The following is a 19,594-nucleotide window of genomic DNA, read 5'->3' as shown; positions in this document are numbered from 1 at the left end:
CATCATGGAAATCGATCTGAATGCCGATCTCGGCGAAGGATGCGGATCGGACGAGGCACTGCTCGAGTTCGTCACGTCGGCGAACATCGCGTGCGGCTGGCACGCGGGCGACGCGAACGCGATGCGCGACTGCGTGCGCTGGGCCGTGCAGAAGGGCGTATCGATCGGCGCCCATCCGAGCTTTCACGATCCGGAGAATTTCGGCCGCAAGGAAATGCAGTTGCCTGCCGAAGAGATCTACGCGGGCGTGCTGTACCAGCTCGGCGCGCTGTCGGCGATCGCGCAGGCCGAAGGCGGCCGCATCGCGCACGTGAAGCCGCATGGTGCGCTGTACAACCAGGCCGCGCGCGATCCGCTGATCGCCGATGCGGTGGTGTCCGCGATCCACGATTTCGATCCTTCGCTTGCGGTGTTCGGGCTCGCGAACAGCGTGTTCGTCGCGGCTGCGCGGCACGCAGGGCTCGCCGCGGTCGAGGAGGTGTTCGCGGATCGCGGCTACCGCGCGGACGGCTCGCTCGTGCCGCGCAGCCAGCCCGGCGCGCTGGTCGACGACGAGCAGGAAGTGATCGCCCGCACGCTCGACATGGTCAGCAACCAGCGGGTGCGCGCGGTCAGCGGCGAATGGGTGCCGCTCAATGCGCAGACGGTCTGCCTGCACGGCGACGGGCCGCACGCGCTGGCGTTCGCGCGGCGGATCCGCGCCGCGCTCGAAGCCGCGGGCATCGATGTCGTCGCGCCGGGGGTGCTGCAGGCGGACGAAGGCGCGTGAATGACGTGCAATGCCACGCCTTTCCCTGCGGACACTGACTGAAAACCGGAACCGAAGCGAATCCGAATCGGAATCGGAAACCACAAAGAAAAAAGCGCCCTCGAGGCGCTTTTCTGTTGGCTGAACCGTATCCGGTGCGACCGGAATCCGATTCATCCACCCGAAGCCGTCTGACGACGGCGACCGGAATGCCATGCTCCGGATCAAAAAACGTCCGCCGCCGCCCGCTACTGCTTCCCCCGGCCGGACGACGGAACGTCGCTTATCCGCAAGTCGGCCCGCATGCTGTTTGGTATCGGACGATGGTTGGCCCCGCCGTGCATGCAGACACTCCGCGGCCGGCACGTAATGCACGTGCCGGCAACGCTAACCCCGCGCTTTGTTTCTGCTACCCCGTAGAACTTACTGCTTTTATATTCTTTTCAATTTTTCAACTTGTGGGATGAAGAATAGATATTGCCCGATCCGGATGTCAATCGTTTTAAACGCTATTTTCCGACGATTCGAGGGTTTTCCTTAAAGACGCGCACCGCGGCGCGGGCCGCCGTCGCCGTGCGCGGTTCGGCAGTCAAACGAGGGAAGATCGGGGGAAGATTCGGGGAAGATCGGAACGATAGCCCGCGCGCGATCAGTTCGCGTCGACCCGGTATCCGTGCTGGCGCAACAGTTCGAGCACGCCGCGCCGGCCGCCCAGATGCAGCGCGCCGATCGCGACGAACAGCGGCCGGTTCGGCGCGGCCATTGCCGTCATCCGTGCAACGAAGCGCCGGTTGCGCTCGACCAGGATCTTGTTGTCGATCGACGCCGAGACGGCCTTCGAACGCGCGAGCCGCTCGCTCTTCGCAACCGCCCACGCGGCCAGCGCATCGGCGTCGCCGATCTGCCACAGCCGGTGCAGCGCCTTGATGTCGTCGGCGTTCTGCTCGGGCGTCTGCACCATGTCCTGCGCGAGCATCTCGCGCTGCTCGGCCAGCGTGAGCCCCGTGAACGCGCGCATCTGCTCGGCGAGCGTCTCGAGCCCGACGACCTTGCCGCCCTTCTTCTTCAGGTACGCGTTCTGCAATTGCGCCTCGGTGCCGTACTCGGTCTGCAGGCCGGCCGCCAGCGAGTCGTAGGTCTCGACGACGAGCGCGGCGAGCCACGGCCGCATCTTGCGGATCTCCGACAACGCGGCCGGATTGCCGCGCAGCCGGCCCGCGAGCCGCTGCCACAACGGCTCGGGCAACAGGCGCGGCAGGCACGGGTAATTGCAGACGCCGTATTTCGACACGTCGTCCTGCGATTCGAGCAGGTCGTCCGGCGACAGTTCGAGCGCGAGCGTCGGCGATGCGGCGAGCGCCGCGAGGATGCGCGGCCGGAACGGCTGCGCATTCGGATAGTCGGCCGGGTCGCCGGTGTGCAGCGTGCCCAGCAGGTAGATCGTCACCCGGCCCTTGGTCGCGACGTAGAACGGCATGCGCGCGGGCTGCGCGCGCACCGCGCCGCTCGCCACCGTGCCGTTCGACGCAGCAGGCGGCGTATGGAAGCCCGGCAGGCTCATGCCGGGCGGCGGCACCTGCGACGGGTGGAGCGGCGCCGTCGCCGGCGCGCGCGCCTCGGCCCGCGCGACGTCGACGGAGACGGACAGGCTGGCCGCCGCGCACGCCCCGACCAGCGCCGCGCCGGTCACGGTGCGCACGCTCCAGCGGCGTGCGTTGCGGTACGCGCGCCGCACGCGCGTACCGCCGATGCGCACACGGCGCGCAGTCGCATCGCGCGCCGCCAGGCCTTCAGGCATTCTCCTCCCCTACCTCCTCGGCGCGATGGCAGGCCACGTACCGTCCGTCTACGTCGCGCAACTGCGGCTCCTCGGCGCGGCAGCGCTCGACCGCATACGGGCAGCGCTGATGGAACGCGCAGCCCGACGGCGGATTGAGCGGCGACGGCAGCTCGCCCTGCAGCTTGATCTGCACGCGGCGGTCTTCCTCGAAGATCGCCGGCGTCGCGGACATCAGCGCACGCGTGTACGGATGGCGCGGACGCGCGTAGATCGTCGCCTTGTCGCCGAGCTCGGCGACGCTGCCGAAGTACATCACCATCACGTCGTCGGCGACGTGCTCGACCACTGCAAGGTTGTGCGAGATGAACACGTAGCTCGTCTTGAACTGCTCCTGCAGATCCATGAACAGGTTCAGGATCTGCGCCTGGATCGACACGTCGAGCGCGGACACGGGCTCGTCCGCGACGACGATCCGCGGATCGAGGATCATCGCGCGCGCGATCGCGACGCGCTGCCGCTGGCCGCCCGAGAACATGTGCGGATAGCGCTTCGCATGCTCGGGCCGCAGGCCGACCGTGCGCATGATCTGCGCGATGCGTTGCGCACGCTCCTGCGCGGTAAGGTTCGTGTTGATCTCGAGCGGCTCGGACAGCGTCTGCTCGACGGTCTTGCGCGGGTTGAGCGACGCGAACGGGTTCTGGAACACCATCTGCACGCGGCGGCGCAGCTCGGCGACCGTCTGGCGGTCCGCGCCCGCGACATCCTTGCCGTCGATCGTCAGGTGGCCGGACGTCGGCGTCTCGATCATCGTCAGCTGCCGCGCGAGCGTCGACTTCCCGCAGCCCGATTCGCCGACGACGGCCAGCGTCTTGCCGCGCTTCAGCGTGAACGACACGCCGTTGAGCGCCTTCACCGTGCCCTGGCCGAACATGCCACGCTTCACCGTGTAGTGCTTCGCAAGCCCGTCGGCAACCAGCACCGCATCCTCGTCGTGCGGCGCGCGACGCGTTTCGTGGACAGCATTCATCGTGCACCTCCCGTCAGGTCAGGGTTCGAAAGATTGAGCGGCTTGATGCAGCGCGCGCGCATCGCGTCGTTGCCCGGCACCAGCGTGTCGAGCGCCGGGCGCGCCTTGCGGCAATCGTCGACGACATACTTGCAGCGCGGCGCGAACAGGCACCCGGACGGGCGATCATCGCGGCCCGGCACCATGCCCGGCAATGCGGCAAGGCGCCGCGCCCCTTTATTGTGCTCGGGGATCGCCGCGAGCAATGCTTCGGTGTACGGATGATGCGGATGCGCGAAGATGTCCGGCACGCGGTTGGTCTCGATGATCTCGCCCGCGTACATCACGGCAACGCGCTGCGCGACTTCCGACACCACGGCGAGATCGTGCGAGATCAGCACGAGCGCCATCCCGCGCTCCTTCTGCAGCTTCACGAGCAGATCCATGATCTGCGCCTGGATCGTCACGTCGAGCGCGGTGGTCGGCTCATCGGCGATCAAGAGCTTCGGGTTGCACGCGACGGCCATCGCGATCATCACGCGCTGGTTCATCCCGCCCGACATCTGGTGCGGGAACGAATCGATGCGGCTCTTCGGGTCGGGGATGCCGACCTGGTCGAGCAGCTCGAGCGCACGGCGCTCGAGCGCGTCGCCGCGCAGCCCTTCGTGCAGCTTCAACACTTCCTTGATCTGGTAGCCGACCGTGTAGCTCGGGTTCAGGCTCGTCAGCGCGTCCTGGAACACCATCGCGATGTCCTTGCCGACGATCTTGCGGCGCGCCTTCGGCGACGCCTTCAGCAGGTCGACGCCGTTGAACGTGACCTCGTCGGCCGTCACCTTGCCCGGCGCGTCGATCAGGCCCATCAGCGCCATCATCGTCACGCTCTTGCCCGAGCCCGATTCGCCGACCACGCCCACCACCTCGCCCGGCGCGATCGACAGGTTGATCCGGTCGACGGCGGGCAGGCCGTTGAAGTTCACCGCGAGATTGCGGATGGTCAATAGATTGCTCATGGTCATGCCATCCGTTTCAGTTTGGGATCGAGCGCATCGCGCAGCCCGTCGCCGAGCAGGTTGACCGCGAGCACCGAGATCAGGATCGACAGGCCCGGCATCGTCACGATCCACCATGCGTTGTCGATATAGTCGCGCGCCGATGCGAGCATCGCGCCCCACTCGGCGGTCGGCGGCTGTACGCCGAGGCCGAGGAAGCCGAGCGCGGCCGCGTCGAGGATCGCCGACGAGAAGCCGAGCGTCGCCTGCACGATCAGCGGCGCAGTGCAGTTCGGCAGCACCTGCGAGAACATCAGGCGCAGCGTGCCGGCGCCGGCCACGCGCGACGCCGTTACGTATTCCTTCTGCAGCTCCCCGAGCGCGGACGCGCGCGTGAGACGCACGTAGGCCGGCAGCGCGACGATCGCGATCGCGAACATCGTGTTGGTGAGGCCCGGGCCGATGATCGCGACCACCGCGACCGCGAGCAGCAGCGACGGCAGCGCGAGCAGCACGTCCATCACGCGCATCACCGGCGTGTCGGCCCATTTCTGGAAGAACGCGGCGACGAGGCCGAGCACGATGCCGGGGATCAGCGCGAGCACGACCGACACGAAGCCGATCCAGAACGACATCCGCGCGCCGTACATCAGGCGCGAAAGAATGTCGCGGCCCGCTTCGTCGGTGCCGAGGATGAATTTCCAGTTGCCACCGTCGAGCCAGGCGGGCGGGATCTTCACGTAGTCGCGGTATTGCTCGATCGGGCTGTGCGGCGCGAGCAGCGGCGCGAACACGGCGACGACGATCAGCACCAGCACGACGATGCCCGCGCCCACCGCGCCGCGGTTGCGCGAGAAGTTGCTCCAGAATTCGCGCAGCGCGAGCGCGCGTCCGCTGACCGGCGCGGTTTCGCGCGGCAGAGTGTTTTGAACGTTGCTCATGGTTACCTCGTGTGGCGGATGCGCGGGTTCAGCACGCCGTACAGCAGGTCGACGACCAGGTTCACGACGATCACGAGCGTCGCGATCAGCAGGATGCCGCCCTGGACGACCGGGTAGTCGCGGCGGCTGATCGCATCGATCAGCCACTTGCCGACGCCGGGCCACGAAAACAGCGTCTCGGTCAGCACCGCGCCGGCGAGCAGCGTGCCGACCTGCAGGCCGATCACGGTAACGACCGGGATCAGCGCGTTGCGCAGCGCATGCACGACGACGACGCGCACGGGCGACAGCCCCTTCGCGCGCGCGGTGCGGATGTAGTCCTCGCGCAGCACTTCGAGCATCGACGAGCGCGTCATCCGCGCGATCACCGCGAGCGGGATCGTGCCGAGCACGATCGCGGGCAGGATCAGGTGGCTGACCGCCGACCTGAACGAGCCTTCGTCGGGCGCGAGCAGCGCGTCGATCAGCATGAAGCCCGTCGGGTGCGGGAAGTCGTATTCGACCGCGATGCGCCCGGACACGGGTGTCCAGCCGAGGGTCGACGAGAACACCATGATGAGGATCAGGCCCCACCAGAAGATCGGCATCGAGTAGCCGGTCAGCGCGGTGCCCATCACGCCGTGGTCGACGATCGAGCCGCGCCGCAGCGCCGCGATCACGCCGGCCGGCAGGCCGACGGCGAGCGCGAAGAAGAGCGCGCACAGCGACAGTTCGACGGTCGCCGGGAAGCGCGCGAAGAACTCGCCCGCGACGCTCGTGTTGGTCACGATCGACGTGCCGAGGTCGCCGTGCAGCGCACGGCCGATGTAGTGGAAATATTGCACGGGCAGCGGCTGGTCGAGCCCCAGGCGTTTCATCGCCTCTGCGTGCATGACGGGATCGACGCCGCGCTCGCCCATCATCACTTCGATGGGGTCGCCCGGTATCAGGTGAATCAGCGCGAATGCGAGGATGGTGATGCCGATGAAGGTCGGGATCACCATGCCTACGCGGCGCAACACGAATCGGAGCATGATGCGTCTCGTATTTTCTCGTGGGAAATATGCGACCGGCGACGCGGAGCTCGTGGCCCCGCGCCGCCGGATGGGTTCAGGCTGGTCATGTGGGGTCTGTCCAGACCCTGACAGCTTACGCCTGCCGTGTTACTTCACGCTAACTCCGTCGAAACGTGCGTAGCCGAGCGGCTCGATGCGCATGTCGACGACGTTCTTGCGCACCGGCTGGTAGACGGTCGAGTTCGCGATCGGCGAGAACGGCAACTGCTGCGCGAAGATCTGCTGCGCCTGCGTGTAGATCTTCGTGCGTGCGTCCTGGCCCGTCGTCGTGCGGCCCTTCTGGACGAGGTCGTCGAACGGCTTGTAGCACCACTTCGAGAAGTTGTTGCCCTTGATCGCCTCGCAGCCGAGCAGCGTGCCGAGCCAGTTGTCGGGGTCGCCGTTGTCGCCCGTCCAGCCGATCAGCATCGAGTCCTGCTCGCCGGCGTGCGCGCGCTTCATGTACTCGCCCCACTCGTACGTGACGATCTTCGCCTTCACGCCGATCTTCGCCCAGTCGGCCTGGATCATCTCGGCCATCAGGCGCGCGTTCGGGTTGTACGCGCGCTGCACGGGCATCGCCCACAGCGTGATCTCGAAGCCGTTCGCGAGGCCCGCCTTCGCGAGCAGCGCCTTCGCCTTCGCGGTGTCGTAGGCCGGCAACTTCAGGTTCTTGTCATACGACCATTGCGTCGGCGGCATCGGCGCGGAAGCGGCCTGGCCGGCGCCCTGGTACACGGACTCGAGGATCGCCTTCTTGTTGATCGCCATGTCGAGCGCCTCACGCACCTCGAGCTTCTCGAGCGGCTTGTGCTCGACGTTGTACGCGAGGTAGCCGAGGTTGAAGCCCGGCTGCGACGGCATTGCGACATCCGATTCCGCCTTCAGCGTCGCGATGTCCGCCGGACGCGGATAGCTCATCACCTGGCACTCGTTGCGCTTGATCTTCTGCACGCGCACGCCCGGGTCGGGCGTGATCGAGAAGATCAGCTTCGAGATCTTCACTTCACCCTTCTTCCAGTAGTCAGGATTCCCTTCGAAACGGATCGTCGCGTCCTTCGTGTAGCTGCGGAAGATGAACGGGCCCGTGCCGATCGGCTTCTGGTTGATGTCGGCGGCCTTGCCGGCCTTCATCAGCTGGTCCGCGTATTCGGCGGACAGGATCGACGCGAATTCCATCGCCATGTTCTGGATGAACGGTGCGTTCGGTTCCGACAGCGTGAATTTCACGGTGTACGGATCGACCTTCTCGACCTTCGTGATCAGCTTGTCGAGGCCCATGTCGGTGAAGTACGGGAACGACACCGGGTAGGCCTTGCGGAACGGCTGGTTCGGATCCAGCATGCGCTGGAACGTGAACACGACGTCGTCCGCGTTGAATTCGCGCGTCGGCTTGAAGAAGTCGGTCGTGTGGAACTTGACGCCGTGGCGCAGGTGGAACGTGTAGACCTTGCCGTCGGACGACACGTCCCACGACTCGGCGAGCCCCGGCTCGACCTTCGTGCCGCCGCGCTCGAATTCGACGAGACGGTTATAGACGGTGAACGTGGCGGCGGTGAAGTCGACGCCAGTCGTGTATTGCGCGGAATCGAAGCCCGCCGGGCTGCCTTCTGAGCAGTAGACGAGCGTTTTGTTCGGGACCTGTGCGAATGCAGATCCCGCGATGCCGAACGATGCCGCTGCCACGCCTGCCATGGCGGTAACACGCAGGGTGTGCAACAGACGGTTGTGTTCCATGTTTCCTCCAGTCTCCAGTTCGGAACCGGTCCCTCGGGGGCCCGGCGTACGCGGATATTACTTGAGCCGGTGATTCTGCAACAAGCTGGAGAAAAAACTCTTCTAGACGGGCAGACGCGGGTTTTTGCGGATGTTTTTCGCGCGCAAAAAGTGCCGTGACGCGCAGCGGCGACGGTTCCGCCGATGCGGTGAATGTGTCGTCCGGCAACTAAACGGTTACTGCACTGCGGCGAACGGACGCGCGCCGAAGCCGCTTCGGCCGCTTCAGCCGCGCGCGTCGAGATCCGCGCTGCGCGCCGGCACGAACGCGACCGCGACGATCGACATCGCGAGCCCCGCCATCACGTAGTAAGTCGGTGCGAGCGGCGAGCCGGTCGCCTTGATCAGCCACGTGACGATGAACTGCCCGAAACCGCCGAACAGCATCACCGCGACGTTGTATGCAATCGACAGTCCGGTCGAGCGCACGTTGGCCGGAAACAGCTCGGCGATCATCGCGCCGAACGGCCCGTAGTAGCCCGCGAGCGTCACCGACAGCAGCGCCTGCACGGTGATGAGGCGCGCGATGCTCGGCGCCGCGTCGAGCCACGCGAAGAGCGGATACATCAGCGCGAGCGTCAGCACGAGCGACCACAGCGACAGCCCCTTGCGGCCGATGCGGTCCGACCACGCGCCCGCGACCGGCGACAGCACGGTGAGCAGCAGGTTGCCGACGATCACCGCGTAGAACGACTGCGCGTACGGCAGCTTCAGCTGCTTCACCGCGAAGGTCGGCAGGTAGCTGATCAGCACGTAGATCGTCACGGTGAGCGCGATCACCGAGCCGAGCCCGCACAGCACCTCGCGCGAATGGCGCGTGAACACGTCGCCGAGCGTCGCGCGGCGCGCGCTTTGCTGCGCATGCAGGAACGCTTCGGAATCCGCGAGATGGCGGCGGATGTAGAAACCGATCGGGCCGATCACGAGCCCGATGATGAACGGCACGCGCCAGCCCCATGCGCGCAGCGCGTCGGGCGTGAGGCCGCGCGTGACGGCCGCGCCGACGAGCGCGCCGATCAAGAGCGCTGCGGCCTGGCTCGCCATCTGCCAGCTGCCGTAGAAGCCGCGCTTCGAGAACGGCGCGGCCTCGATCAGCAGCGCGGTCGCGCTGCCGAATTCACCACCTGCGGAGAAGCCTTGCAGAAGGCGGCCGAACACGATCATCAGCGGGCCGCCGATGCCGATCGCCGCATACGGTGGCGCGACCGCGAGCAGGAAGATGCCGGCCGTCATCAGCAGGATCACGAGCGACAGCGCGGCCTTGCGGCCCGCGCGGTCCGCATACAGCCCGAGCACGATGCCGCCGATCGGCCGCATGAAGAACGCGACGCCGAACGTCGCGGTGGCAAGCAGCAGCGACGAGTATTCGCTCGTCGTCGGGAAGAACAGCTCGGCGATCACGACGACCATGAAGCTGAAGACCGTGAAGTCGTACCATTCGAGCGCGTTGCCGATGACCGCCGCCACCACGGCGCGCCGGTTCAGCGCGCGATCCGGCCTGACCGTCTTCGTTGAACCCGCAATCGTCGCCATGCGTGTGTCGTCCTCGTGAAGTCGCCGTAACGGTATGCGCGGCGAGGCTGCTGCCGTGCATGCGGTTTGGAGCGAGTGTAGAAAGGTGCGGAACCGATTTCAAGCAATAAAAAACGCCCGCCATCATCCGATGGCGGGCGTTTCGCGTTTTTTCGCGGGATTGCGGCACCGCACGATGCCGCGCGGGCGTCACGCCTTCTTCGTGAATGCGCTGCACCAGCCCTTCGCCGACACCTGCTTGCCGGGGAACGCGCCGCACGGGCCGGAGGCCGAGCCCGCCTTGCCCTGGTACAGCATGCACGCGGCGCAGTCCTGGCCCGCTGCATACTTCGCATACTTCGCCTTGTCGACCTTCGTCGCGTCCGCCTTGTAGCCGAGCGCCTGCGCAGTCGGGTCGGTCTCGGACAGCATCGGCAGATCGGCGGCGAGCGCTTCGCGCGACAGCGCCATGGCGGATACGACGCCGACGCTCGTAATCAGGAAACTCCGACGGGATGTTTTCATGGGGACTCGCTCCAATGTTTTCGATTCGAAAGCTGTTCTAGCGACAGCCGACTGACAGCATAACGCCCATGCACGCAAATGTGCGCCCCGAAATGCCGGAGATAAGGGAATTCGCACGGCTGCCGCCATCGTCCTTCAACGGTTCCGCCATCTCCGCTCAATAACCGCCGGCGCTCGTCGGGCCGACGTGCTCCTTCGGCGCAAAACCGCGTTGCGCCCGCGCTTGTCGCGCCCCGATGCCGGAGATAACGCATGTCACATGACCGGTTCATACGGCTGCCATACTGCCGTCACCCACACTGCCGTCACCCGCGCTTCGTCACCCGTACGCCGTCACCCGTACGCCGTCATCTCGCCGACGCGCTGCGCGAGCGCGAGCGCAGCGGTGAGCCCCGGCGACTCGATGCCGAACAGGTTCACGAGCCCGCGCACGCCATGCTGCGCCGCCCCCTGCACGATGAAATCGGCTGGCGGCTCGCCGGGCCCCGCGATCTTCGGACGGATGCCCGCATACGCGGGCTGCAGCGCATCGTCCGGCATCGCCGGCCAGTACGCGCGGATCGACGTGCAGAACGCGTCCGCGCGGGCCGGATCGACGTCGTAGCGCAACGCGTCGACCCATTCGACGTCCGGGCCGAAGCGCGCCTGCCCGGCGAGATCCAGCGTCAGGTGGATGCCGAGGCCGGCCCGGTCGGGCATCGGGTAGATCAGGTGCGAGAACGGTGCGCGGCCGGACAGGCTGAAATAGTGGCCGCGCGCGAGATAGAGCGGCGGCACCCAGCGCGGATCGAGGCCGCGCGTGCGGCGGGCGAGCGCCTGCGCGCCGAGGCCCGCGCTGTTGATCACGCAGCCCGCCTCGAGCTCGGTCGGCGCGTCGCCGCCCGTGCGCACGACGAAGCGCGCACCGCGCAGCACGTCGATCGATTCGACTGGCGATTTCAGCGCGCACACGGCGCCGTGGCGTTCGGCGTCGCCGAGCAGCGCGAGCATCAGCTGATGGCTGTCGACGATGCCCGTGCTCGGCGAGAACAGCGCCTCGACGCACTCTAGCTCGGGCTCGAGCGTCTGCGCCTCGCCGCGCGTGAGCGGCATCAGGTCAAGCACGCCGTTTTCCTCGGCGCGCACGGCGATCGCCTTCAAGTGTTTCACCTGCGCCGCCGACGTCGCGACGAGCAGCTTGCCGACGCGGCGATGCGGCACGTGATGCGTTTCGCAGAATTCGTACAGCATGTCGCGGCCGTGCACGCACGAGGTCGCCTTCAGCGAGCCGCGCGGATAGTAGAGCCCCGCGTGGATCACCTCGCTGTTGCGCGAACTCGTGCCGGTGCCGATCGCGTCGGCCGCCTCGAGCACGAGCGTCTCGCGGCCGCGCGCGGCCAGTTCGCGGGCGATCGCGAGCCCGACGACTCCCGCGCCGATCACCACACAGTCCATCTGCTCCATGGCTTTTCGCGTCGTTAGCGCGTCGAGGGAGAGAAGACGATTGTACGTCCCGGTTCGCCCGCATGTCGGACACATGTGTAGCCGGATGTTTCGCCCCGGTTTTGCCTCGCTCGCTACGACCCTCCCACCTTCAATGCTGGTTTCAGAACCCGATCGGCCGGCGCTTCGTCGACCCTTCGTCCGCGCGGATGTCGCGCGGCTCGATCACATCGCGGCCGTCGAGGCGCGCGGCGCCGAACGCGTGCAGCAGCGCGCGCCGCATCGTGCGCGGCGGCGTCGCGGCGAGCACGTCGAGCGCGTCGTCGCCGAGCGTGTCCGGAAAACGCCGGCCCCACGCGTGCGACGTGCGGATCTCGTCGTAGATCGTCTGCGCGATGCGGCGCGCGCCGGCCGCGTCGGGGGGCGCGATCTCGTAGATGTTCAGCCGGTTCAGCAGCGGCTCCGGAATCGCCTGCGCGTCGTTTGCGGTCGCGACCCAGATCACGTTGCCCGCATCGATCGGCACCTCGGCGAATTCGTCGACGAACGCGCGCGCGGTGTCGTGCTCGAGCAACGCATACAGCGCGCCGAGCGGATCGTATTGCGCGTCGCTGCCGGCCTTGTCGATCTCGTCGACCGCGATCACCGGGTTCGCATAGCTGCCGTTCACGAGCGCGTCGAACACCTTGCCGGGCTTTGCGTTCTTCCACTGCGACGACGCACCTGACAGGATCCAGCCCGCGGTCAGCGAACTCATCGGCACGTAGTGATACGACGTGCCCAGAAGCTGCGCGAGTTCCTTCGCGAAATGCGTCTTGCCGATGCCCGGCGGCCCGAGCAGCAGGATCGGCATCAGCTCGAGCCGGTCGTCGGTCTCGAGGCACAGTGCGACCTGCTTGCGCACGTCGTCGAGCGGCTCGGTGAAATTCGGCAGCGCCTCGCCGAGCGCGTCGAACGAAGGCATCCGGTTCGGCTTCACGCAAAAGCGCAGATTGCCGGTCTTGAGCATCCTCTCGTAAGTGGCGCGCAGTGCGTCGCTCGCGCCTTCGTTCAGGTCGCTCAGCGCGGTCTCGACCTGTTCGAGGTCATACACCGTGCTGAAGGACGCCACCGCCAGTTCCTGTTTCACCATCGCCGTCGTCATACCAACCTCGCTACCGCTTGCGTGCCGCTCCATCAGACCCTTTCGATTTCAGTGTAGCGGGACGCCACTCGAGTGCAAGCAAGCAGCCGCCCGCGTGTGCTGCTGACAGAGCACGCTCGCTGCAGCCTCGACACGTGCCCGCAGGCCGCGTTCGTGCCGTTTCACCGGATCGTCGCCGAACACCTCGGCATGCCGGCCAACGAGCAGCTCGTGTGCGGGATGTCGCTCGGCCATGCGGACCCGGACGCGATCGAGAACCGCGTCGTCACCGAGCGCGCGAGCGTCGCGGAGTTCGCGCGTTTTTTTGCTTGAAAACGCGCGACCCGCACTTACCTTTCTAGCAGGACCGCGTCGCGCAGCGAACCCGTCGCGCCGCATCCGGTCCCATCGATGACGATGTGGATCGGCGCCAAGCGGGCGTAAGATGTGCGTCCGTTCCCCCGCTACCCGCGATTCCGGAGAGGCTTCATGCTGAAACACGGCCTGGCCGCCCTGCTGGCGAGCGTCATGCTTGCCGCCCATGCGCAGAGCCCCGCGCCGGCTGTCGTCGCATGGGAAATCCAGGTGGTGCGCGACGGTCAGACGATCGACACGTTCCAGCAAAACACCACCGTGGGTCAGACCCGCACCGACACCCACCGCTACCCGTCCGACGTCTCCGTCGGCTGCGGCGACAAGGCACGCGTCGTGCCGACCGAGCGCTCGCGCGCGGTGACCGTCGCGCCGCTCGTCGTCGACGCGAACGCGATCTCGCTCGCGCTCGACGTGCAGGAAACGCTCGACGATCCGAACGCGAAGCCGGGCGATCCGTGCGTGCCCGCGTCGCCGCGACAGATCGTCGCGAGCCATCCGGGGCTGTCGGTCGGCGGCGACGCGTGGACCGACTGGACGCTCATCGACCAGCATCCGCACCTCGTCTACCGCGTGCGCGCGCACGTCGCGAAGGACTGACCGACATGCCAGCGTCAGATGCCCTGTCACTCCCGTTCGCCGAGCCGCATGCCGCGCCCGACGAACTCACCGCGGTGAGCTGGAACCTGCACAAGGGACGCTCGCCGCTCGGCTTCACCGCGTGGAACGCGATGCGCAACTGGATGCAGTCGACGCACGCGGACGTGTATTTCCTGCAGGAAGCGATGGCGCGGCGCATGCCGCGGCCCGTGCTCGCGCCCGGCTTCGGCGCGCAGATGGACGATGCGTACGACGACGTCTGGCATTGCCAGGCGACCGAGATCGCGCATGCGCTCGACTGGCAGATCGCGCTCGGCCCGAACGTGTTCAAGCCGTCGTGGCGGCACGGCAACGCGATCCTGTCGCCGCACCCGCTCGACCTCGGCGGCCGCTGGGACATCTCCGCGCACCGCTTCGAGCGGCGCGGCCTGCTCGTCGCGCGCGCGACGCTCGCCGGGTCGCGCCCCGTCACGCTGCTGTGCGCGCACCTCGCGCTCACGCGCGCGGCGCGGCTGCGGCAGATGCACTGGATCGCGCACTGGATCGTGCGCAACGCGAAGGACGGCCCGCTCGTGCTGGCCGGCGACTTCAACGACTGGCGCAACGACTCCGTCGCGCTGTTCGCCGAGATCGGCCTGTCCGAGGTCGCGACGCTGCTCGGCGAATCGGGGCGCACGTTCCCTGCGTTCTCGCCGGCACTCGCGCTCGACAAGATGTTCGTGCGCGGGATGACGCCGCTCGAATGGAGCGCGCCATCCGGCGAGACCGCGTGGCTGTCGGATCACCTGCCGTACATCGCACGCCTGCGTCTCGATCCGCAATGATGGCAACGGCGCGGCCCGCGGCGCGCCAGAGTAGCGGCTTGCCCCGCTTCCGAACCCGCGCGCGCAGCGCGACTACCGCCGCGTGCGCCGCCCGCTCGACGCGCTGAGCGGCACCGCGCTCGCCGGCCTCGGCGCGAAGCTCGCGGCCGGCGACTGAAAGCAACCCGAAAGAGAATGTTGCGCCAAATCCGCGCATCCGCCGGGGTCAAGGGCGCGATTCGCACAGTCAAGGTAAAATAACGAGTTCCTCAATCGTCTGTCATCGAGAAGGCGCGTGTTCGGCGCGCCGGCCGGCCGATCCCCGGATCGGGCCGACGCCCTCGTTTTTCGCCCGTTCGTGGGCCCGTTACACGCGTCTGTTTTCGAAGTCATGAGCAAATACGACACCGCCACCGTCCAATCCGTCCACCACTGGACCGATACGCTTTTCAGCTTCACCTGCACCCGTGAGCCGAGCCTGCGCTTCAACAACGGCGAATTCACGATGGTCGGCCTCGAGGTCGACGGCAAGCCGCTCGCGCGCGCATACAGCATCGTCAGCCCGAATTACGAAGAGCATCTCGAGTTCTTCAGCATCAAGGTGCAGAACGGCCCGCTGACGTCGCGCCTGCAGCACCTGAAGGTCGGCGATACCGTGCTGATCGGCAAGAAGCCGACCGGCACGCTCGTCGCCGACAACCTGCTGCCCGGCAAGACGCTGTGGATGCTGTCGACGGGCACGGGCCTCGCGCCGTTCATGTCGATCATCCGCGATCCGGACATCTACGAACGCTTCGACAAGGTCATCCTGACGCACACGTGCCGCCTGAAGGGCGAACTCGCGTACATGGACTACATCAAGCACGACCTGCCGGGCCACGAGTACCTGGGCGACATCATCAAGGAAAAGCTCGTCTACTACCCGACGGTCACGCGCGAGGAGTTCGAGAACGAAGGCCGGATCACCGACCTGATCTCGACGGGCAAGCTGTTCAGCGATCTCGACGTCCCGCCGTTCTCGCCGGAACACGACCGCGTGATGCTGTGCGGCAGCACCGCAATGCTGAAGGACACGACCGACCTGCTGAAGCAGGCCGGCCTCGTCGAAGGCAAGAACAGCGCACCGGGCCACTACGTGATCGAGCGCGCGTTCGTCGATTGATCCACCCTAATTGAGCCGCATCAAGAACCGGAGCGAAAGCTCCGGTTTTTTTTCGTGCGGGCTTGGCGGATTCGTAACAATCTACGATCCTGTCACGTCAACTGGTTACATTTCGATACGCCACCTCCGGCAGCTCCCGTGTAGGTGTTTTTCCTACACCCGAGTTCAATCCGATTATTCACATTTACCCTTAAATGTCCGCCCGACATGACCTTTCCCGATATTTTGAGATATTATTCGCGGCGCGCGGCTGCATTTCGGAAGCGCGTGAAGGTCGGAATAAGTTGTTACAAAATGTAAATTTTGTTACTTCGGCACAATGCGAATCTCTCGCGGCAACTGTCGCCGGAGCGGCATCCGGCATGCGCCGCCGATCGGTGTCTGAATCGCTTTCTGACAGCAGGGAGAGTCATGGATACGTCGCTTAGCGCGCCCGAGTGCGCCCACGCCCCGTTCCCGTCGCAGCCGCACACGCCGGCCGCCACCCCGCCCCATGTCACGACCGCGGCGAGCCGCGACGCGCTCGCCGCGCGCATCGCCGCGCTGTCCGCCGAACTGTTCGCCGCCGATGAGGCGGCTCGCCGCCATCTGGCCGGCGAACTGCACGACGGCCTCGGCGCCGAACTCACCGCCGCGCGCTTCGCGCTCGCGAACATCGAAACCTGGCTGCCGGCGGACGTGCCCGAAGGCTGCCGGCGCGCGCTCGATCTCGCGCAGCGCGCGCTCGACTCCGCGACGGACGCGAACCGGCGCCTGATCGCCGAACGCGACACGCCGGCGCTCGACGGCGGCCTCGTCCACGCACTGTCGGCGTGGATCGACAGCTATGCGCAACGCACGGGCCTGTATACGAGCTTCGTCTGCGCGGCCGACGCGCGGCTGCCGCAGCTCGCGGGCCCGGGCGCACTCGCGATCTTCCGCGTCGCGCAGGAAGCGCTGTCGAACGTCGCGAAGCACGCGCGTGCGTCATCCGCCGACGTGCGGATCGAAGCAGACGCAATGTATCTGTCCCTGATCGTCACGGACGACGGCACCGGTTTCTCGCGCACCCGCCATCACGGCTACGGGCTCGCCGGCATGCGCACCCGCTGCGAGGCGTTCAGCGGCAGCTTCGAGCTGTCCACGCCGACGGCCGGCAGCGGCACCCGCGTCGCCGCGCGCTTCGCGTGGGACGCGCTGTTCGCAGCGCCCGCGGCCGCGCGTCGCGCGCCGCTTTCGTGAGGGCGCCGTGAGTCTCGACATCCTGCTCGTCGACGATCACGCGATCGTCCGGCAAGGCATCCGGCACCTGCTGATCGATCGCGGGATCGCGCGCGACGTCGCCGAGGCGGAAACCGGCGGCGAAGCGATGGCCGTCGTCGACAAGCGTGAATTCGACGTGATCCTGCTCGACATCTCGCTCCCCGACATGAACGGCATCGAGGCGCTGAAGCGCCTCAAGCGCAAGCTGCCGCGCACGCCGGTGCTGATGTTCTCGATGTACCGCGAGGATCAGTACGCGGTGCGCGCGCTGAAGGCCGGCGCTGCCGGCTACCTGTCGAAGACGGTCAATGCCGCGCAGATGATCTCCGCGATCCAGCAGGTCGCCGCGGGCCGCAAGTATGTGAGCCCGGCGATGGCCGAGGCGCTTGCCGAATACGTGTCGTTCGAAAACGAACCGATGCCGCACGAGAAGCTGTCGGACCGCGAATACCAGACGCTGTGCATGCTCGCGTCCGGCAAGCGGCTCACCGACATCGCGAACACGCTGTCGCTGTCGGTGAAGACGGTGAGCGTCTACCGCTCGCGGCTGCTCGAGAAGATGCGGCTGTCGAACAACGCGGAACTGACCTTCTACGTGATGAGCAACCGGCTCGTCGACATGGCGTCCGCAGCCGGCGCTTAGGGCCTGTTCACGCCCTGTTCACGCCAATAACGGGCTTGCGCCGGCCGCCAGAGGAATTTTGGCGTTACGGGAACGTGCGCTGGGGCGCGCATGCGTCGCGCGCCCCCCCAGCGGCGCGCCAAGCGCTTGTTTTATCGGACGATTTGCCGCATGGCCGTTGCGTCGCAACGGGTCATTCGCGTCAAATCGGCTAAAATTACGGGTTTTCACTCACTCACCGCCCCCACGCGAGCGCGCGTGCCGGCCATCCATCCGCAATGTCTCTCTTCCGCAAGAAAAACGTCGATCACATGATCGCCGGCGCACACGCCGCCGGGCTCAAGAAAGCGCTGGGCGCGATCGACCTCACGTTCCTCGGCATCGGCGCCATCATCGGCACCGGCATCTTCGTGCTGACCGGCACCGGCGCGGTCCAGGCCGGCCCGGCGCTGATGCTGTCGTTCGTGATCGCCGCAATCGCGTGCGGCCTCGCGGCGCTGTCGTACGCCGAGTTCGCGTCGACGATTCCGGTCGCCGGCTCGATCTACACGTATTCGTACGCCACGCTCGGCGAACTCGTCGCATGGATCATCGGCTGGGACCTGATGCTCGAATACGGGCTCGCCGCGTCCGCCGTGTCGGTCGGCTGGTCCGGCTACCTGCAGTCGCTGCTGCAGGGCTTCGGCCTCACGCTGCCGACCGTGCTGACAGCCGCGCCCGGCGCGGTGCCCGGCGTCGTCACGTGGTTCAACCTGCCGGCGTTCCTCGTGATGATCGTGATCACGACGCTGCTGTCGATCGGCATTCGCGAATCGACGCGCATCAACAACATCATGGTGTTCATCAAGGTGTCGGTGGTGCTGCTCGTGATCGCGGTCGGCGTGTTCCACGTCACGCCGGCGAACTGGAAGCCGTTCATGCCGCACGGCTGGAACGGCGTGTTCGGCGCTGCGGCCGTGATGTTCTTCGCGTTCATCGGCTTCGACGCGGTGTCGTCCGCGGCCGAGGAAGTGAAGAACCCGAAGCGCGACCTGCCGATCGGCATCATCGCGTCGCTCGCCGTCTGCGCGTTCCTGTACGTCGCGGTCGCGGCAGTCGCCACCGGCATCGTCCCGGCGGCGCAGTATGCGAGCATCTCGCACCCGATCTCGTATGCGCTGCAGATCGCCGGCGAGAAATGGGTCGCGGGCTTCATCGACCTCGGCGCCGTGCTCGGCATGCTGACCGTGATCCTCGTGATGAGCTACGGCCAGACCCGCATCATCTTCGCGATGTCGCGCGACGGCCTGCTGCCGGCGACGCTGTCGCGCGTGCATCCGCGCTATTCGACGCCGTTCCTGACGACCTGGCTCGTCGGCCTGTTCTTCGGCCTGATCGCCGCGCTCGTGCCGCTCAACGTGCTCGCCGAACTGATCAACATCGGCACGCTCGCCGCGTTCTCGATGGTGTCGATCGCGGTGCTCGTGCTGCGCCGCACGCACCCGGACCTGCCGCGCGCGTTCCGCTGCCCCGGCGTGCCGGTCGTGCCGATCCTCGCGGTCGCGTCGTGCCTGTTCCTGATGCTGAACCTGCAGCCCGTCACGTGGATCGCGTTCGCCGTGTGGCTCGTGATCGGCCTCGTGATCTACTTCGGGTATTCGCGCAGCCGTTCGAAGCTCGCGCACGGCCAGCAGGCGCACTGACGCCGGCAAACTGACGCAGGCATACGGCGCGCCCCGCATCGGCGGCGCGCCGGCCACCTCCCCTGAAACGGCGCGCCGCCTCGCGAGCGCGCCGTTTGCTTTGTCGGCGCCGCAATCGGCACCCCGCGTACGATGCGCGGCCACCGGCCGTCCGAATTGCGCACGGCCCGAGCAAGCCTCTGGCAGCCGGTTCATAATGCGCCCAATCTCGCGCGTCGAGTCCGGCGGGCGGTAGCGGGCCGGCCGGTGATC

17 protein-coding genes and 2 pseudogenes are annotated in these 19,594 nt (G+C 66.9%); 9 read left to right on the top strand and 10 right to left on the bottom strand.

Features of this window, described 5'->3' with window-relative positions:
* The first annotated feature begins 4 nt into the window (after positions 1–4).
* Positions 5–769, top strand: coding sequence for a 5-oxoprolinase subunit PxpA (pxpA, locus tag ACV22Z_RS25590; RefSeq protein WP_448079066.1), 765 nt, complete (start codon positions 5–7; stop codon positions 767–769).
* A 628-nt stretch (positions 770–1,397) separates the two neighbouring features.
* Here pxpA and ACV22Z_RS25585 read toward each other — a convergent pair.
* The 10 genes from ACV22Z_RS25585 to ACV22Z_RS25540 all read right to left on the bottom strand — a co-directional run bounded on the left by ACV22Z_RS25585 (position 1,398) and on the right by ACV22Z_RS25540 (position 12,880).
* Positions 1,398–2,546 (bottom strand): TraB/GumN family protein, encoded by a 1,149-nt coding sequence (locus tag ACV22Z_RS25585; protein ID WP_448079065.1) that lies wholly within the window; start codon positions 2,544–2,546, stop codon positions 1,398–1,400.
* Complete coding sequence (locus ACV22Z_RS25580) at positions 2,539–3,555, bottom strand: peptide ABC transporter ATP-binding protein (protein WP_448079064.1); 1,017 nt, start codon at positions 3,553–3,555, stop codon at positions 2,539–2,541. Before ACV22Z_RS25580 ends, ACV22Z_RS25585 begins: the two co-directional genes overlap by 8 nt.
* The gene (locus ACV22Z_RS25575; protein WP_448079063.1) at positions 3,552–4,547 is read right to left on the bottom strand and encodes an ABC transporter ATP-binding protein; all 996 of its coding nucleotides are present in this window, start codon (positions 4,545–4,547) and stop codon (positions 3,552–3,554) included. Before ACV22Z_RS25575 ends, ACV22Z_RS25580 begins: the two co-directional genes overlap by 4 nt.
* 2 nt (positions 4,548–4,549) lie before the next feature.
* Complete coding sequence (locus tag ACV22Z_RS25570) at positions 4,550–5,467, bottom strand: ABC transporter permease subunit (RefSeq protein ID WP_448079062.1); 918 nt, start codon at positions 5,465–5,467, stop codon at positions 4,550–4,552.
* A gap of 2 nt (positions 5,468–5,469) precedes the next feature.
* A complete protein-coding gene (locus tag ACV22Z_RS25565; RefSeq protein ID WP_448079061.1) occupies positions 5,470–6,480 on the bottom strand; it encodes an ABC transporter permease subunit in 1,011 nt (336 codons plus the stop codon).
* Positions 6,481–6,609: 129 nt separating this feature from the next.
* Complete coding sequence (locus tag ACV22Z_RS25560) at positions 6,610–8,238, bottom strand: ABC transporter substrate-binding protein (protein WP_448079060.1); 1,629 nt, start codon at positions 8,236–8,238, stop codon at positions 6,610–6,612.
* 264 nt (positions 8,239–8,502) lie between these two features.
* Positions 8,503–9,810, bottom strand: a complete 1,308-nt coding sequence (locus ACV22Z_RS25555; RefSeq protein ID WP_448079059.1) for an MFS transporter — start codon at positions 9,808–9,810, stop codon at positions 8,503–8,505.
* A gap of 189 nt (positions 9,811–9,999) precedes the next feature.
* On the bottom strand, positions 10,000–10,314 hold the full coding sequence (locus ACV22Z_RS25550; protein WP_448079058.1) for a high-potential iron-sulfur protein: 315 nt from the start codon (positions 10,312–10,314) through the stop codon (positions 10,000–10,002).
* 333 nt (positions 10,315–10,647) lie between these two features.
* Positions 10,648–11,757, bottom strand: a complete 1,110-nt coding sequence (locus ACV22Z_RS25545) for an NAD(P)/FAD-dependent oxidoreductase (RefSeq protein ID WP_448079057.1) — start codon at positions 11,755–11,757, stop codon at positions 10,648–10,650.
* A 142-nt stretch (positions 11,758–11,899) separates the two neighbouring features.
* On the bottom strand, positions 11,900–12,880 hold the full coding sequence (locus ACV22Z_RS25540) for an AAA family ATPase (RefSeq protein WP_448079056.1): 981 nt from the start codon (positions 12,878–12,880) through the stop codon (positions 11,900–11,902).
* Positions 12,881–13,003: 123 nt separating this feature from the next.
* Between ACV22Z_RS25540 and ACV22Z_RS25535 the strand changes: the two are divergent.
* The 8 genes and pseudogenes from ACV22Z_RS25535 to ACV22Z_RS25500 form a co-directional block, all read left to right on the top strand.
* Positions 13,004–13,192 (top strand): annotated as a pseudogene (locus ACV22Z_RS25535) (nitroreductase); the annotation flags it as partial.
* A gap of 156 nt (positions 13,193–13,348) precedes the next feature.
* On the top strand, positions 13,349–13,831 hold the full coding sequence (locus ACV22Z_RS25530; protein WP_448079055.1) for a hypothetical protein: 483 nt from the start codon (positions 13,349–13,351) through the stop codon (positions 13,829–13,831).
* Between the two features lie 5 nt (positions 13,832–13,836).
* Complete coding sequence (locus tag ACV22Z_RS25525) at positions 13,837–14,655, top strand: endonuclease/exonuclease/phosphatase family protein (protein WP_448079054.1); 819 nt, start codon at positions 13,837–13,839, stop codon at positions 14,653–14,655.
* A gap of 52 nt (positions 14,656–14,707) precedes the next feature.
* Positions 14,708–14,812 (top strand): annotated as a pseudogene (locus tag ACV22Z_RS25520) (LysE family translocator); the annotation flags it as partial.
* 213 nt (positions 14,813–15,025) lie between these two features.
* Positions 15,026–15,796, top strand: a complete 771-nt coding sequence (locus ACV22Z_RS25515; RefSeq protein ID WP_448079053.1) for a ferredoxin--NADP reductase — start codon at positions 15,026–15,028, stop codon at positions 15,794–15,796.
* Between the two features lie 411 nt (positions 15,797–16,207).
* Entirely contained in the window at positions 16,208–17,017 is an 810-nt protein-coding gene (rqpS, locus tag ACV22Z_RS25510; protein WP_448079052.1) for a quorum system sensor histidine kinase RqpS, read from the top strand.
* A 7-nt stretch (positions 17,018–17,024) separates the two neighbouring features.
* Positions 17,025–17,681 carry a response regulator transcription factor RqpR gene (gene rqpR / locus ACV22Z_RS25505; protein WP_448079051.1) on the top strand — a complete coding sequence of 219 codons (657 nt, stop codon included), beginning with the start codon at positions 17,025–17,027 and terminating at the stop codon, positions 17,679–17,681.
* Positions 17,682–17,938: 257 nt separating this feature from the next.
* Positions 17,939–19,342, top strand: coding sequence for an amino acid permease (locus ACV22Z_RS25500; protein ID WP_448079050.1), 1,404 nt, complete (start codon positions 17,939–17,941; stop codon positions 19,340–19,342).
* Positions 19,343–19,594 lie beyond the last annotated feature (252 nt).

The sequence above is a fragment of the Burkholderia sp. PU8-34 genome (assembly GCF_053427725.1).
The sequence above is the reverse complement of the archived record's forward strand: the minus strand, read 5'-3'. Positions and strand labels throughout refer to the sequence as shown.